The organism is Bradyrhizobium ingae, assembly GCF_055791185.1.
Window position 1 is genome coordinate 38,403 of the sequence record NZ_JBVUBB010000022.1, and the last position, 15,277, is coordinate 53,679.

At 64.2% G+C, this 15,277-nt stretch carries 11 protein-coding genes; 9 read left to right on the plus strand and 2 right to left on the minus strand.

What is annotated here, in order from left to right; all coding sequences use genetic code 11:
• Positions 1-491: 491 nt before the first annotated feature.
• The 8 genes from ACV1FX_RS26875 to ACV1FX_RS26910 all read left to right on the plus strand — a co-directional run bounded on the left by ACV1FX_RS26875 (position 492) and on the right by ACV1FX_RS26910 (position 11,373).
• The gene (locus ACV1FX_RS26875; protein WP_473120653.1) at positions 492-1,862 is read left to right on the plus strand and encodes an ABC transporter substrate-binding protein; all 1,371 of its coding nucleotides are present in this window, start codon (positions 492-494) and stop codon (positions 1,860-1,862) included.
• Between the two features lie 3 nt (positions 1,863-1,865).
• A complete protein-coding gene (locus ACV1FX_RS26880; RefSeq protein ID WP_473120582.1) occupies positions 1,866-2,669 on the plus strand; it encodes an ABC transporter permease in 804 nt (267 codons plus the stop codon).
• A complete protein-coding gene (locus tag ACV1FX_RS26885) occupies positions 2,666-3,499 on the plus strand; it encodes an ABC transporter ATP-binding protein (protein WP_473120583.1) in 834 nt (277 codons plus the stop codon). Before ACV1FX_RS26880 ends, ACV1FX_RS26885 begins: the two co-directional genes overlap by 4 nt.
• 176 nt (positions 3,500-3,675) lie before the next feature.
• Positions 3,676-7,128, plus strand: coding sequence for an AAA family ATPase (locus tag ACV1FX_RS26890; RefSeq protein WP_473120584.1), 3,453 nt, complete (start codon positions 3,676-3,678; stop codon positions 7,126-7,128).
• A gap of 288 nt (positions 7,129-7,416) precedes the next feature.
• Positions 7,417-8,256, plus strand: coding sequence for a shikimate dehydrogenase (locus tag ACV1FX_RS26895; RefSeq protein WP_473120585.1), 840 nt, complete (start codon positions 7,417-7,419; stop codon positions 8,254-8,256).
• Between the two features lie 12 nt (positions 8,257-8,268).
• Complete coding sequence (locus ACV1FX_RS26900) at positions 8,269-9,111, plus strand: amidohydrolase family protein (RefSeq protein WP_473120586.1); 843 nt, start codon at positions 8,269-8,271, stop codon at positions 9,109-9,111.
• A 22-nt stretch (positions 9,112-9,133) separates the two neighbouring features.
• Entirely contained in the window at positions 9,134-10,288 is a 1,155-nt protein-coding gene (locus ACV1FX_RS26905) for an ABC transporter substrate-binding protein (RefSeq protein ID WP_473120587.1), read from the plus strand.
• Positions 10,289-10,434: 146 nt separating this feature from the next.
• The gene (locus ACV1FX_RS26910) at positions 10,435-11,373 is read left to right on the plus strand and encodes a DUF6492 family protein (protein WP_473120588.1); all 939 of its coding nucleotides are present in this window, start codon (positions 10,435-10,437) and stop codon (positions 11,371-11,373) included.
• A gap of 11 nt (positions 11,374-11,384) precedes the next feature.
• Here the strand turns inward: ACV1FX_RS26910 and ACV1FX_RS26915 are convergent, their stop codons facing one another.
• Both ACV1FX_RS26915 and ACV1FX_RS26920 read right to left on the minus strand, forming a co-directional pair.
• Positions 11,385-12,449 carry an endo-1,4-beta-xylanase gene (locus ACV1FX_RS26915; RefSeq protein WP_473120589.1) on the minus strand — a complete coding sequence of 355 codons (1,065 nt, stop codon included), beginning with the start codon at positions 12,447-12,449 and terminating at the stop codon, positions 11,385-11,387.
• Positions 12,450-12,461: 12 nt separating this feature from the next.
• Complete coding sequence (locus tag ACV1FX_RS26920; RefSeq protein WP_473120590.1) at positions 12,462-13,502, minus strand: glycosyltransferase; 1,041 nt, start codon at positions 13,500-13,502, stop codon at positions 12,462-12,464.
• Between the two features lie 338 nt (positions 13,503-13,840).
• Here ACV1FX_RS26920 and ACV1FX_RS26925 point away from each other — a divergent pair, with 338 nt between their 5' ends.
• On the plus strand, positions 13,841-15,277 hold the full coding sequence (locus tag ACV1FX_RS26925) for an oligosaccharide flippase family protein (protein WP_473120591.1): 1,437 nt from the start codon (positions 13,841-13,843) through the stop codon (positions 15,275-15,277).

Here is a 15,277-nt window from a genome sequence, read left to right on the forward strand (position 1 = left end):
TCGTGGCCCGCAGGGCGCGCGCGGTTCCGACGTCCTCCGCATGGCGCCAGTCGAGCCCGATGGCCGGAAGCCTTCGGCTTCGCGACGTCGTCGCCGCCTCTTTGAGTGTCGTCATCGCTGTCCGTCTGCGCTCGGCATCTGCAACTAGGTAAGAGCGATGCGGATGGAATGTCCATCTCTTTGAATGCGTCCAAATGTACTTAGCAAAGCTCTTGCGCCGGTCGTGTGTCGTCGAAACGATTTCATCTGCCGACGGCTTGCTTTCGAGAAAAATCATTCGATGTCGTGCATTCGAAACGGCGACGAAGTTGCGATACGGACGGTCGCGACCGCGCGACGCAAGTAATTGCTTCAACGCAAACGACCGAAACCCAATAGTTGCGGCGAGTGATTTCACGCCGGTGCGGTCAGCCCGGCCATTGTGAGCCGAGGACCGTTGCATGATCTCTTTTGGCCCTGTGAGGGGAAGCGTCGCCGCCATCGTCGTCACGATGGCTCTCGTCGGATCGTCGCATGCCGAGACGATCAGGGTCGCGGTCGGAACGCAGGACACCACGATCAACTGCGCGACCGGTGGCTTGCTGATCCGCGAGCTCAAGCTTCTGGAGAAATTTTTGCCGCATGACGGCAAGTACAAAGATGTCACTTACGACATTCAGTGGAAGAACTTTACCAGCGGTGCGCCGCTGACCAACGAGATGGTCGCGGGCAAGCTCGATTTCGGCGCGATGGCTGATTTTCCGGGCTCGCTGAACGGCGTCGCCTTCCAGAAGGCCGGGCGCCGCAGCCTGTTCATCAGCGTGCTGTCGGGAAGCACCAAGGGCAGCGGCAACGGCATCGTCGTGCCGACGAATTCGCCGGCCCAGTCGCTCGACGATCTCAAGGGCAAGACGATCTCCGTTCCCTTTGCATCGACCTCCCACGGCATGCTGCTGCGTGCGATCGAGGCCAAGGGCTGGAATCCCGAGACCGACGTCAATATCATCACGCAGGCGCCGGAAGTCGCCGGGCCGGCCTTGCAGGCCGGCAAGATCGAGGCGCATGCGGATTTCGTCCCGTTTGCCGAGCTGTTTCCCTGGCGCGGCTTTGCCCGCAAGATATTTGATGGCGCGCAGGCCAACGCCCCGACGTTCCATGGCGCGCTGGTCGATGCCGAGTATGCGGAGAAATACCCGGAGGTCGTCGTCGCCTACCTGCGCGCGGCGATTGAAGCGGATCGCCTGATCGCCGAGGAGCCGGAGACCTACAGCGAGCTGATCGCCAAGGTCACCGGCATCGAGGCCGAGGTCGACTATCTCTTCCATGGCCCGCTCGGGCTCCAGACCCGCGACGTCACCTGGAAGCCCGAATATCGCCAGGCGGTCGCGACCTCGATCAAGACGCTGAAGCTGCTCAAGCGCGCCGACAGCGATCTCGACATCAACCAGTTCGTCACCGACAAGTTCATCCGCGCCGCGCTTGCGCAAGTCGGCCGCGACTATGATGCCGAGCTGAAGAATTACGCTCAGCTTGCATTGAAGGCGAAGGATGCGGCGACCGGCGCCGAGATCTCCGACTTCAGCCGTGTCGCGCAGATCTGGGTCAAGGGCGAGCCGCATGTCCGCAACTTTGCTTCGCCCGAGAACGCGCTGAAGGCGCTTGCGGGCCTCGAGAAGGACGGCAAGGCCATCCGCGTCGTCTATGCGCAGGATCGAGAGAGCGGCATCAAGCTGTTCGCGAGCCAGGCCTGGTTCGTCCGATCGGCGAATGGCGAGCTGAGCGCCTTTCTGCTCAAGGACGCCGCCGAGCGCTGGTCGAAGCAGCATGGCGGCGAGGTCGTCGACTTCAATGCCGCGCGCGAGTCCCTCGTGGCGAGCCGGTGAGCCATGGCAACCGCCTCGGTAGCGGACCGTCTTGCGCGCGCGCGATGGCTGATCCGCGGCCTCTCGATCCTGGCTTGCATCGCCCTGTGGCAGCTCGTCTCGACGCTGCATGTCAATCTGGGCGTCGTCACGTTCCGCAACGTGCCGCCGCCGACCGAGGTCGTGCAGTCGGCCGTCGTGCTCCTGAAGTCGCCGAAGCTTGCCGCACATATCTCGAGCAGCCTGTGGCGCGTGCTCGCCGGATATGGCGCTGCGGTCGTTGTCGGCGTGATCTTCGGCTTTGCGATCGGCCGGTCGCGTGCAGTGAGTGACTTGCTGCTGCCGCCGCTCGAATTGCTGCGGCCGATTCCAGCCGTGGCCTGGATCCCGCTCTCGATCCTGATCTTCCCATCCTCGGAATTGTCGATGATCTTCATCACCTTCATCGGCGCGCTGTTTCCGATCGTGCTCAATACGGTCCATGGCGTCGCCAATGTCGATCGCCGGCTGGTCGCCTCGGCACGCAGCCTCGGCGCCTCGGGCGTCTCCATCCTGCGCGAGGTCGTCCTGCCGGACGCCGCGCCCAGCATCGTGACCGGGCTCGCCATCGGCATGGGGACGTCATGGTTCTGTCTGGTTACGGCGGAGATGATCTCGGGCCAGTTCGGCATCGGCTATTACACCTGGGAGGCCTACACGCTGCAAAACTATGCCGATATCATCGTCGGCATGTTGATCATCGGCCTTCTGGGCATGGGCAGCAGCTGGCTGCTCACGACCGCCGGCCGGCTGCTGATGCCCTGGCGCAACCCGGCGGTCGTGCGATGAACATCCGAGTCTCCGATATTCCCGTGCGCAGCGTCGGCCGGATCGATATTGCCGGTGTCTCGATTTCGCTCGGCGTAGGCGCTGACGCCTTCGAGGCGGTGGACCGGCTGAATTTTACCATCGCGCCGGGCGAGTTGGTCTGCGTGCTCGGTCCTTCCGGCTGCGGCAAATCCACCCTGCTTGGCGCGCTGGCCGGACACCTGAAGATCACGGCGGGCGAGCTCGCCCTGGATGGGCAGCCGATCCGCGGCCCGAGCCCGGATCGTGGCATGGTGTTCCAGCAGCACACGCTGTTTCCGTGGAAACGGGTGCAGGACAACGTTGCTTTCGGCCCGAAGATGCGCGGGGTCGGCAAGGTGGAGCGGCGGCGCGCCGCCGACGAGATCCTGAAGCTGGTCGGATTGTCGGGATTCGAGCGGTTCTATCCCTCGCAACTGTCCGGCGGCATGCAGCAGCGGGTCGAGATCGCACGCGTCCTGATCAACCAGCCGCGCGTGCTGCTGATGGACGAACCCTTCAGCGCCCTCGATGCGCAAACGCGCAGCCTGATGCAGGAGGTCCTGCTCGACATCTGGAGCAAGATCCCGACCACGACGGTGTTCGTGACCCATGACATCGATGAGGCGCTGTTTCTGGCGGACCGCATCGTGGTGATGAGCGCGAGGCCCGGGCGGATGATCGAGGACTTCGTCCTGCCGTTCGCGCGGCCGCGCAGCCACGATCTCGTGACCGAGCCCGATTTCGTACGCCTGAAACGCCACGTCATGCAGCTTCTGCGGCGCCCCGAAGGTACCGAGCCATTGGCCCGCCTCAGTCCGCTCGGCGTGTAGCTCTCAAGACACCCCCGCTCGCCGGCGGGGGAGTGTTGTCGTGCCTTCTCGATCCAGTTGGGCTATTGTTCAAAAAACTGTGAAACGCGTCCAGTCCGAGGCAGAGTTTTGGCTCTCAAAGTCCGTGGTTGAGGGCATATTCTCTTCGACGGAGTGTGCAGTCGAACGGAAGCAGCATGCTGGAGACGGAGCCAGGTACGGCGACGGAAACGGATTTGAAGGGCTGGCTTGAGGGCGCGGGGCTCGGCCAATACACCGAACTTTTTGCACAGCATCGCCTCGACCTCGACGTCATGTCCGACCTGACGGAGGCCGATCTCGCGGAGCTTGGCCTCCCCCTCGGCGATCGCAAGCGGCTGCGCCGGGCGATGGCGACGCTGCTCGCGTCCGAACCGGCGGAGTCTTCGCCCGCCCCGCGCGTTGCGGCGCGCGCCGAGGTCGGCGCCGAGCGGCGCCAGCTCACCACCATGTTCTGCGACATGGTGGATTCGACGCCGCTTTCGACCCAGTTCGACCCCGAAGACGTCCGCGACGTGATCGCGAGCTTTCGCGAGACCTGCGTGCGCGTGGTCAGGCACTATGAAGGTTTCGCCGCCCGCTTCGTCGGCGACGGCATCCTGGTCTATTTCGGTTATCCGACCGCGCATGAGGATGACGCCGAGCGCGCGGTGCGGGCCGGGCTCGAGATCGTGCGGGTGCTGTCGTCTGCTCGCGCGATCGAGCCGCGCGGCGCGTTGAGCCATGTGCCGGCGGTGCGCATCGGCATCGCCACCGGTCTCGTCGTGGTCGGCGATCTCGTCGGCCAGGGCACCGAGGAGCGCGATTCCGCGGTCGGCGAAACCGTCAATCTCGCGGCGCGGCTGCAGGGACTGGCGCCGCCGAACGGCGTGGTCATCTCCGCGTCCACCCAGTCGCTGCTGAAGGGCAAGTTCGACTATCGCAATCTCGGCGTCCAGGCGCTGAAGGGGCTTTCCGAGAAGGTTCAGGCCTGGCATGTGGTACGGGCCTCGCGCGTGGAGACGCGCTTCGCCGCGGCCATGGGTACGCGGCTGACGCCGCGCGTCAATCGCGAGGAGGAGGTTTCGCTGCTGACGGGGCGCTGGCAGCAGGCGAGGCAGGGCGACGGACAGGTCGTGGTGCTGTTCGGCGAGCCGGGGATCGGCAAGTCCCGCATCGTCCAGGAGATATTCGGGGCCATCGCGGACGAGCGGCACCGGCTGATATCGTTGCAGTGCTCTCCGTACTATACCTCGACAGCGTTCTATCCGTTCAGCGCTCAGCTCGAATTCTCGCTCGGGCTGGACCGAGAGGATGCGGCCGCGATATCGCTCCCCAATCTCGAGGCCGCCGTGGCCGCTGCGGGAAGCGAGGTCGCGCAGGTGACCCCGCTGTTCGCCGCGCTGCTGTCGATCCCGACGGGCGACCGCTACCCGCCGCTCGAGCTGTCGCCGCAGCAGCAGAAGGACGCGACGGTGTCCGCCATCGTCAACCATCTGCTTGGGCTTGCACGCGAGCGGCCGCTCGTCATCGCTTTCGAGGACCTGCACTGGATCGACCCGACCTCGCGCGAGGTCATCGATCTCCTGATCGACAAGGTGCAGAGCCAGCCGATCCTCATCGTCATCACCGCGCGGTCGGAGTTTCAGCCGAGCTGGAACGCGCATTCGCACATCACGACGCTGGTCTTGAACCGGCTGAGCCGGCATTTGCGCACGACGCTGGTCGAGCGCGTCGCGGGCCGGGAGCTGCCCAGGGAGGTCGTCGAGGAGATCATCGTCAAGACCGACGGCGTGCCGTTGTTCCTGGAGGAATTGACCAAGACCGTCCTCGAATCCAACCTGCTCACCGAACGGCACGGCCGCTACGTGCTGTCCGGCGAGTGGCGGCAGCTCGCGATTCCGGCCACGCTGACGGATTCGCTGATGGCGCGCCTCGACCGCATGGGACCGTTCAAGAAGATCGCGCAGATCGGCGCCACCATCGGCCGCGAGTTCTCCTACGAAACGCTTCACGCCGTCGCCGACACGCCGGCCGACCAGATAGAGGCGGCGCTCGATCATTTGGAGGAAGCGGGCCTGATCGTGCGCCGCGGCCACCCGCCGGAAGCGCTCTACGCGTTCAAGCACGTGATGATCCAGAATGCGGCGCATGCCAGCCTGCTGCACAGCGAGCGGCGCAAGCTGCATGCGCGGATCGCTCAGGTGCTCGCCGAGATGTACCCGGAGAAAACCGCGCGCGAGCCCGAGCTTCTCGCCCATCATCTGACCGAATCCGGCCAGAGCGAGGGCGCCGCGGGCTTCTGGCTCAAGGCCGGCAAGCAGGCGGCGAAGGCCGGCGGCAATCTGGAGGCGATCGGGCATTTGCGCCGGGGCCTGAGCGTCGTTCAGGCCAACGCCCGCATGCAAGGTGCCGACGAGATCGAGCTCGAGTTACGCATCGCGCTCGGCAACGCGCTGATCGCAGCCAAGGGCTACGCGGTGCAGGAGGTCGAGGAAAACTACATCCGCGCGCTCGAGCTCGGTCAGCGGCTCGGCGATGAGGAGAAGACGTTCGCGGCGACGCGCGGGCTCTGGGTCTGTCATTTCATCCGCGCGGATCTGACGCGCGCGCACGATCTCAGCGTCGAACTGTTGAAGTTTGCCAAGCGCGTGCGGCAGAGCGAGCGGGCGCTATCGGCACAGCAGACCGGCTATCTCATGGAGGCCCATCGCGCCATCGCGATGACCATGCTCTATCGTGGACGTTTTGCGGCTGCCCAGTATCATCTGCACCGCTGCGTGAATCTCTACAGCCCCGATTTGCACGCCGACCTGATGGTGCGGCACGGCACCGATCCCGGCGTCGTGTCGCTTTCCTATCTCGGCTATCTCCTGTGGTTCCTTGGCCGCTCCGATGCGGCGCGCCAGCATAGCGAACAGGCGATCGCCAATGCCGAGAAGATCCGCCATCCCTTCACGCTCGCCTTCGCGCTGGTGTTCGGCGCCTATCTCTGCCAGCACCTGCGCGACGTCGAAGGCACCCGCGATCACGCCAACCGCGCCATGATCATCGCGATCGAGCACAATTTCCTGCACTGGAAGCAGCAGGCTGCGATACTGCGCGGCTGGGCTCTGACGCAGCTCGGCGACATCGACGATGGATTGAGCCAGATGCGCGTCGGCCTCGACGAGTACGAGGCGATGGATTCCTGGCTCGCCGGCTGCTGGTTCAGATGCCTGTTGGCCGAGGCCTATGCCAAGGCCGGGTTCCGCGAGGCGGCCTTGCGCGCGCTCGATGGCGCGCTCGCGACTGCACGGCGCACCGGCGATCACTCCTACCTCGCCGAAGTCTATCGGTTGCAGGGCGAGATCACGCTCGCCGAGGGCGGGCCGACCTCGGCCCATGACGCCGAAGGTCTCTACGAGCTCTCGCTCGACGTCGCCCGCAAGCAGGGCGCGCTGTCCTGGGAGTTGCGGACCACGATCAGTCTGGCGCGGCTCTGGCAGGATGCGGGCAAGGCGGGGCAAGCCGAACGGCTGCTCGGCCCCGTCGTCGGCAAGTTCAGCGAAGGCTTCCTGACGCCGGATCTGACGCAGGCCGTGCAACTGCTGAAGGAGCTCGGCACGCAACGGGTCGACGTGGAGCGGTAAGCCTCGCCCTTGGGTCGGAACGGCTTCCGCGCTCCCGCCGCTAGTGCTTCCACGGCTTTGCTCAAGCCTGCCGACTTTCGGCCAGAGCCGGCGCTCGCCTCGCTTTTCGCAGTATGGCGATGCGCGTCCGGGCCTTTGGCCCGAGATTCAGATTGCCAGCGATTGGCGTTCCGCATAATAGTCTTGTACACTTGACCAATAACGAAGGTCTGCCGGCCGTTTGCGCCGGCAAGGCCCGGTCAATGCGCGGCCATAAGCGCGCCCGCCAACGGAGGATGGATCGAAAGCATGTCCGCAAACGGCTTCGGACTCGCTGGCGTCATCGGAATGCCGGTCGCGCATTCGCGCTCGCCGGTGATTCACAATTATTGGCTGAATGCCCACGGTATCCGCGGGGTCTATGTACCGCTTGCGGTTCAGCCCGAGCGGCTGAAGGAGGCGCTGCCCGGCCTTGTCGCGCTCGGCTTCCGCGGCTGCAACGTCACCATGCCGCACAAACAGACGGCGATGGCACTGCTCACGCGCATCAACGACACCGCGCGCCGCATCGGCGCCGTCAACACCATCGTCGTCGAAGAGGACGGCACGCTCTCCGGCTTCAACAATGACGGCAACGGTTTTGTGCAGAGCCTGCGCGACTCGCGCGCAGATTGGCGTGCCGACGAGGGACCGATTTTGCTGCTTGGCGCCGGCGGGGCCTCACGCGCGGTGGTCGTGGCGCTGCTCGAAAATGGCGCGCGCGAGATCCTGATCGCCAACCGCACGGCGGACAAGGCGGAGACCTTGGCGAACGAGTTCGGCGCATACATCCGCACGATCGCCTGGGCGGACCGCAGCGCCGCGGTCGGCGACAAGGCCCTGGTCGTCAACTGCACCGATCGCGGCATGGTCGGCAAGGACGCGCTCGAGATCGACCTGTCGCGGCTGAAGCAGTCGACGCTGGTCGCCGATCTCATCTACACGCCGCTCGAGACGCCGTTTCTGGCTGACGCCCGCGCGCGCGGCTGCACGACCGTGAACGGGCTCGGCCTGCTGCTCAACCAGGCGCGGCTCGCTTTCAAGGCCTGGTTCGGCGTCATGCCCGACGTGACGCCCGATCTCATCAAGGCCATCGAAGCGACCTTCTAGAAGCACTTCGCCATGATCCTGCCGGCGTGTCCCAAGATCGATTGCCACATCCACGCCATCGATCCCGTGCGGTTTCCTTACCCGCCCGATACGCCCTATCGGCCGAGTGGGCAGGAGATCGCGCCGGCCGCGCAGCTCCTCCGTGTGTTCGACGTCTTCGACGTCAGGCACGCGCTCGTCGTCGCCACCAACACCGGCTATGGCAGCGACAGCCGCATCCTGCTCGACGCGCTCGCGCAAGGGAAAGGCCGCTTCAGGGGCGTCGCGGTCGTCGAGAACGACGTCGATGTGAAGGACCTGGAGCGGCTGAAGGCGGCTGGCGTAATCGGCGTCGCCTTCAACGTCCCGTTCCACGGCACCGATCACTATCGCAACACCGCGTCTCTCCTGGCGAAGCTGGCCGAGCTTGGCCTGTTCCTCCAGATCCAGGTCGAGCAGGATCAACTGCTCGCCTTGCTGCCGCTGATCGACAAGTCGAACGTCAAGCTGGTGATCGATCATTGCGGGCGGCCGCCGGTCGAGCAGGGCCTGAACGGCAAGGCCTTCCAGGCGCTGCTGGCGATCGGCCGTATGCGCGATGCGCACATCAAGCTGTCGGGCTACTACAAGTTCTCGAAGCTGCCGCATCCCTACGAAGACGCCTGGCCGTTCATCGCGGCGCTGGTCGATGCCTTCACGCTCGATCGTTGCGTCTGGGGCTCGGACTATCCGTTCCTGCGCGCGCCGGAGCGGCTGGATTATGGGCCGCTGCTCGCGGTGTTGAGCCGGCTCTTTCCCGATCCGGCCGATCAGTATCGCTTGCTGTGGCGAACGCCGGCAAGGCTGCTCGACCTCGGCCCAGACCAATCAACATAACAAAGAATAGAGGGAGGACGTCATGAAAGCCTTGGGAAAATGGAGCGGCATTGTTGCCGCCGCGTCGCTATGGGCAGGCGTCGCGCAGGCGCAGACGACGGTCTACATCCCCGATGTCGTCGAGCTATCTGGCCCCGGGGCGGTCTCCGGCACCAATTGGCGCGATGGTGTGGCACTTGCGATCGACGAGATCAACGCCTCCGGCGGCATCCTGGGCCGCAAGATCGAGACCGAGCATCTCGACACCCAGAGCAATCCCGGCGTCTCGCGCGCCCAGGTGCAGAAGGTCTTGGACAAGGAGCCGTATGTGGTGCTCGGCCCGATCTACTCCGGCTCGGTCAAGGTCAACATGGCGCTGACGCAAGCAGCCGAGATTCCGCAGATCGTCGGGGCGGAAGCCGCCGATATCACCGCGCAGGGCAATCCCTTCGTCTTCCGCACCGCCTTCGGCCAGCAGTTCTCCATGCCGAAGATCGCCAACTATCTGCACGACAAGCTCAAGGTAAAGTCGGTCGCGCTGGTCTGGGTCAACAATGATTTCGGCAAGGGAGGCCACGACAATTTTCTGAAAGAGATGAAGGCGCGCAACATCGACATCGCGGCCGACATCTCGACCGAGCAGGGCCAGGTCGATTTCGGGTCCGACGTCATCAAGCTGAAGAGCGCCAAAGCGGACGCCGTCTTCGTCTACACCAACGAGGAGGAGAGCGCGCGCTTCCTGATCGAGGCAAGAAGGCAGGGCCTGTCGACGCCGCTGTTCGGCGAGACCACGCTGCTCAGCCAGAAGGTCGTCGAGCTTGCCGGCCCAGCTGCCAACGGCGTGCGCGGCCATGTCGGCCTTTCCGCCGATGCGCCGGTTCCGGCGATCCATCACTTCGCGAAGAAGTTCAGCGCGCGCTACAAATACTGGCCCGACCACAACGGCATCAAGGGCTACACCGCGGTCTATCTCGTCAAATACGTCACCGAGAGGATCGGCAAGTTTGACAGCAAGGCTTTCGGTGCGGCCATGAAAGGCCTGACGCTGACGCCGGACAAGGCCCCGGGCATGCTGATGGAAGCAAGCTGGGACCAGAACGGCGACATCGATCGTGCGAGTTTCCTGGCCGAGATCGTCGACGGCAAGCAGAAGATCGTCGAGACCCTGCCGAAGCTGAAGGGCGCGAAGGGGGAGTGAGCTGCAGCGTTCCAGTGTTTCGCAAGAACAAGCCGAGCATACATATAGCTGGGCTTTACCTTGATTTGGAATGTGAGTTTCGCGCTGCACCACGCCCCGGTAGATTGGCCCGCGATATCCCCTGACAACCCGGCCTGAGCTTGCTCATGCATTCCGTTGCCCTGCTGACAGCCAGCTACGCCAAAGACCTCGAGCGCTTCTCGCTGCTCGCCGAGAGCATCGACACGTGGTTAACGGGATATACCAGGCACTACGTCGTCGTTAACGACGAGGATGTTCCGCTGTTCGCGCGGTTCGCTTCCGATAAGCGCGTCATCGTGCCGGTGTCGCGCTATCTGCCGCGATGGTTGTTTGCCGCACCCCCGTTCCTGCGGCGGGGCAACCGGAAGGTCTGGTTGTCGCTGTTGTCCTCTCCGGTGCATGGCTGGCATGTCCAGCAGATCGTCAAGATCGCGGGCGTGCTTGGCGCGTCCGAGCAGCGCGTCTGCATCCTGGACTCGGACAATCTGTTCTTCCGCGAGTTCGACGTCGGCCAATATGCTGGCTCGGCGAAAGCGCCGCTGTTCGTCACGCGCGGTGCGATCGGGGCCGAAACTCCGTTGCATTGCCTTTGGTTGCGCACCGTCGATCAGCTGCTCGGAATGCCTGAGACGCGCGTCCCCGCGGATGACTATGTCGGCAATGCGCTGGTCTGGGACAAGGACTCTGTGCGGGCGATGACCGACGCGATCAAGTCGGCGACGGGAACGAACTGGATCCTGGCGCTGTGCCGCCGCAAGAAATTCTCCGAGTATCTGCTCTATGGCCACTTCGTCGCCCATTCGCAAAAGCATCTGGCGGCGCATGAGATCACCGAGGACAGCATTGCGGTGTCGCACTGGGAGGATACAAGGCTCGATCGCGCTGCGATCGAAGCGATGATGCGCGCCGCTTCGCCCAGGCAGGTTGCGCTCTGCATCCAGTCCTACTCGTCGACCTCGATCGAAGACATCCGCGACGTGTTCCGCCTGCGCTCGTTCGCGCCGAGTCTCGCGCCCGCCGCCGGTGATGGCGCCGCGTTCGAAGCTCCGAAAACGGTGCGATAACCGGAAGCCGCTCAGGCAGCTTTCATGAATTTGCTGATCACGTCCATGAGCGGCTTCGGCTGAAAGCTGCCGTCGAGCGGCAGCGGACGGTTCGGCTGCTTGTCGGGCCGCTTGAAGGTCCCGTTGATCCAGCTGTAGCGATCCGAGATGCCCCAGCTCAGGATCGAATTGAGCGGTCCGCTTGCCGTGATCGCCGTCAAGAGGTCGTCCACGCGCTTCGCCACGATGGCGTCACGCTGCGCCGGATCCCCGGACAGTTTCTGGTCGTCGACGTCGAGCTCGGTGACGAGGACCTCGAGGCCCCAGGAGCGCAGCTCGGCGACGAAGGCGGCGAGCCCGTCCTTGTCGATCTCGAGCTCGGCATGCAGATGCGACTGCAATCCGACCGCCTGCAGCGGAACGCCCTGATCGAGCAGGTCCTGGATCAGGTTGCGATAGGCTGCGCGTTTGGCGATGAAACTGTCCTTGGCCGACTCGATGTCGTACTCGTTGATCGCGAGCTTCACGAACGGATCGGCGGCTGCCGCCGTGCGGAAGGCGAGGGGAATCCAGCGCTCGCCCAGCATGCTCGACCAGTAACAGTCGCGCCGATCGGTGACCTTGCGCGGATTGTCGGGGATCGGCTCGTTGACCACGTCCCACGAGGTCAGCTTGTCCTTGTAGTAGGCGACGACGGTCGAGATGTGATCGACGAAGGCCCGCTCGGCGACCTTCGTCTCCTTGATCTGTTTCGTCCAGTCCGGGATGTCGTGATACCAGGCGAGCGTATGGCCGCGCATCGTCAGGTCATTCGTCCTCGCAAAATCCAGGATCGCATCGGCGCGTTCGAAGGCAAAGGTGTGCGGATCGGGCCGCAGCATCGGCCATTTCAGTTCGAGGACCGGAACAACCTGCGTGCAATATTTGCTGATGGCCTCGCCAAGCCGCGGATCGGCCTGCAAATCCCACAGCGTGGCCGCGGCGCCATAGCCGGGTCGCCGGCTGAGCAGCTTTGAGGTCTGGGAACTCGCCGAGGAACCGGCTGCGAGCGTCGCAGCCGAGGCGAGGAGAAATTCGCGCCTGTCGAGGCCCGACATGTTGCGCACTCCCTAACGCGCCGACAGGCGCTGCATCACGGCTTGCGCGATCTCATAGTAGTGCAACGCGCCTTTTTCGAGCGTGAGGTTGTCGAGTATGTAGTCGCGCGGCTTGAAGTCGCCCGCTTCGCTATGCGCCCAGAACTCCGCCCAGCTTGCTCTAAAACCATCGGCATTGGCGAACTTCATGCCGCAGCGCTCGTCCCAATAGGGCACCGAGGTGACACCGCCCTCGAAGCGGACCTTATGCGGAAAATAGCCGGGGTCCTGCCACGCGCCGCCGCGCTCCCAGGCGAAGACGGAAACATTGCTGGCGAGTGCCTGCTGGCAGGCGATGCCCTGGCTCTCGTGCTCGCACAGGAAGATCATGGTCCGGCAACGCGCGAGCGCGGCCTTGTAGTCGTCCTCCTTGTAGCTGCCGTAGCGAACCTCCTCGAAAGAAAGACCGCTCGCCCTCAGATGCGCGCGGATCGGTTCGATCAGGTCGATCTCGTAGCGGTCATGCTCCCAGCGGACCTTGTCGTAGAGCAGCACGTCGACGCTCTTCCGCGCAGCGGGCAGCGGCGTCCAGACGTCTGTGTCGATGCCGACCGGCCAGGCCTCGACATTCGGCCAGCCGGGTCGGCACATCTCGACATACCACTGGCAGGGCACCACGATGTGCTTGATCGGCGCGCGCTTCAACAGATCCGGATCGTCGATCGGGTGATTGTACATGGCGACGCCGAGCAGGATCGGATTCTTCCACGCGATGCGATCCAGCACGAAAGGCCGCCCGATGATGCAGGCGAGCTCCTCGGGGTGCTTGCGAATGTAGCGATAGTCGTTGACACGATAGCGGATGCCGAGCCTGTCGAGACCCGCGCATAGATTGAGGAACACGCGCTCCTGCCCGCTGATCCACGGCTTGCCGAACAAGAGGCGCCTGAGCAGCGGCCGCAGATGCCGGTCGCCGCGAAACCAGCGATCGTCCCTCTCCTCGAAGAACAGGTTGAGCACCATCCGCTCGCCACGCGCGGTTTCCGGCTGTATCGGGGACAACGCTGTGCTCATGCTCTGGCCGGCTCCCTTGCGGCCGGCGTCGGAAAGGCACAGATCGGCCCGAGCACGCTCAGCAACTTCCATGTTAGTCGGATCCACACTTGGCGACAGTCGGCGATGCTCGAAAACCACTTGTTTCTATTGGGTGATCGAGCCTACGAGTTCAAGGCAACCGCAAATTTAACGCTAACGTACGAAATAGAGCCTAATGGGAAATTCATCGGTCCGATTAGCCTATTTATGTGAGTATTCTCGGACATGCTGCGGCGCAATCGCCAAAATCGCGAAACCAAGGTCCGACTGATTAACGAATCGTTAATTGGCTGGAACAGTCACGCTCCAGTGTTCGCATGCTGAATCGCCATTTCTCCATCTATCTCGCGGCCTACATCCTGCCGGCCGCCGTGGGCTTTTTCGCGATCACGACCTACACGCGGCTCCTGAGTCCTGCGGAGTACGGCGTCTACGTTGTCGGCCTCAGCATCGCCGGCATCCTGGGAGCGATCTTCTTCGCCTGGATCAGGCTGTCGGTCTCCCGCTATCAGGCGATGTCGTCGGAGGTGGATTTCCGCGGCACGGCAATGGTTGCCTTCGCGCTCACTGTCGCCGCGCTCTGCGCCACGGCACCGCTGACGTTCCTGTTTCATCGCGACATCAGCTTCGAACTGCTGCTTGCCAGCATGTTTGTGGCCATCACTGCGAATGCGGTCGATATTGGCCAGGAATTCGAGCGTGCCAAATTGCGTCCCTACAGGTTCGCGACGATCGCGATCGTGCGCAGCCTGTCGAGCGTCGGGTTCGGGCTGCTCGCGATCTGGCTGGGCTGGGGCGGGCTGGGTCTGCTCGCGGCGTTCGGGCTCGGTTCGCTCACCGGCATCATCCTCAATCTCGCCGGTGACGGGACGAAGATTGCGCGCTGGCAGAAGAGCCAGCTCACGCAACTCGCCCGCTACGGCTTGCCGCTGACCATCGGCGGCCTTTCGGTTGCGCTCTACTCGACCAGCGACCGTCTGATCGTCGCCTACCTCCTCGGCAAGGATGCCGCCGGCATTTTCGGCGTCGCCGCCGATCTGCCACGACAGTTCCTCGTCATGCTGGCCTCGAGCGTCGCTGCGGCCACCGTGCCCATCGTGTTCCGAACGTTGAGCCAGGAGGGCCACGCCGCGACCCGCGAGCGGCTCAACGAAAGCCTCGAGCTCCTGCTCGTCGTCATCATGCCGGTCGCGATCTGGCTTGCGCTCGCCGCGGACCAGGTCGCCGGAACGCTCGTCGGCGTCGACTTCCGAGCCGGCGTGTCGGCGCTGCTGCCGATGCTGGTCGTCGCGCGAATGCTCGGCATCGCCAATCAGTTCTACGTCCAGATCAGCTTCCAGCTCGCCGAGCGGCCTTTCATCCTGGCTGCCCAGTCGTTCCTTACGCTGGTGCTGAGTGTCGCGCTGATGTTCGCCCTGATCTCGGGCTTTGGGCTGTATGGTGCAGCGCTGGCGACGTTCGCGACCGAAGCCATCGGCTTCGTAGCGGCGGTCGTCCTGATGCGCCGCGCCTATCTGCTGCCGTTCGATCCAAGCCGGCTCGCGGGCGTGGGCGTTGCTTCGGCGATCATGGCGGCGGCGATCCTCGCGGTGCGCTTCCAGGTCAATGGCACCGGCCTGCTGTCGCTGATTGCGGTGAGCCTTGCCGGCGGCATCGCTTATGCCGGCGCAGCCTGGCTGCTCAATGTCGCGAACGCCAGAACGCTGACGCTGCGCCTGTTGCGAAACTTCAACCGGAAAGCCCTCGGCGTCTAG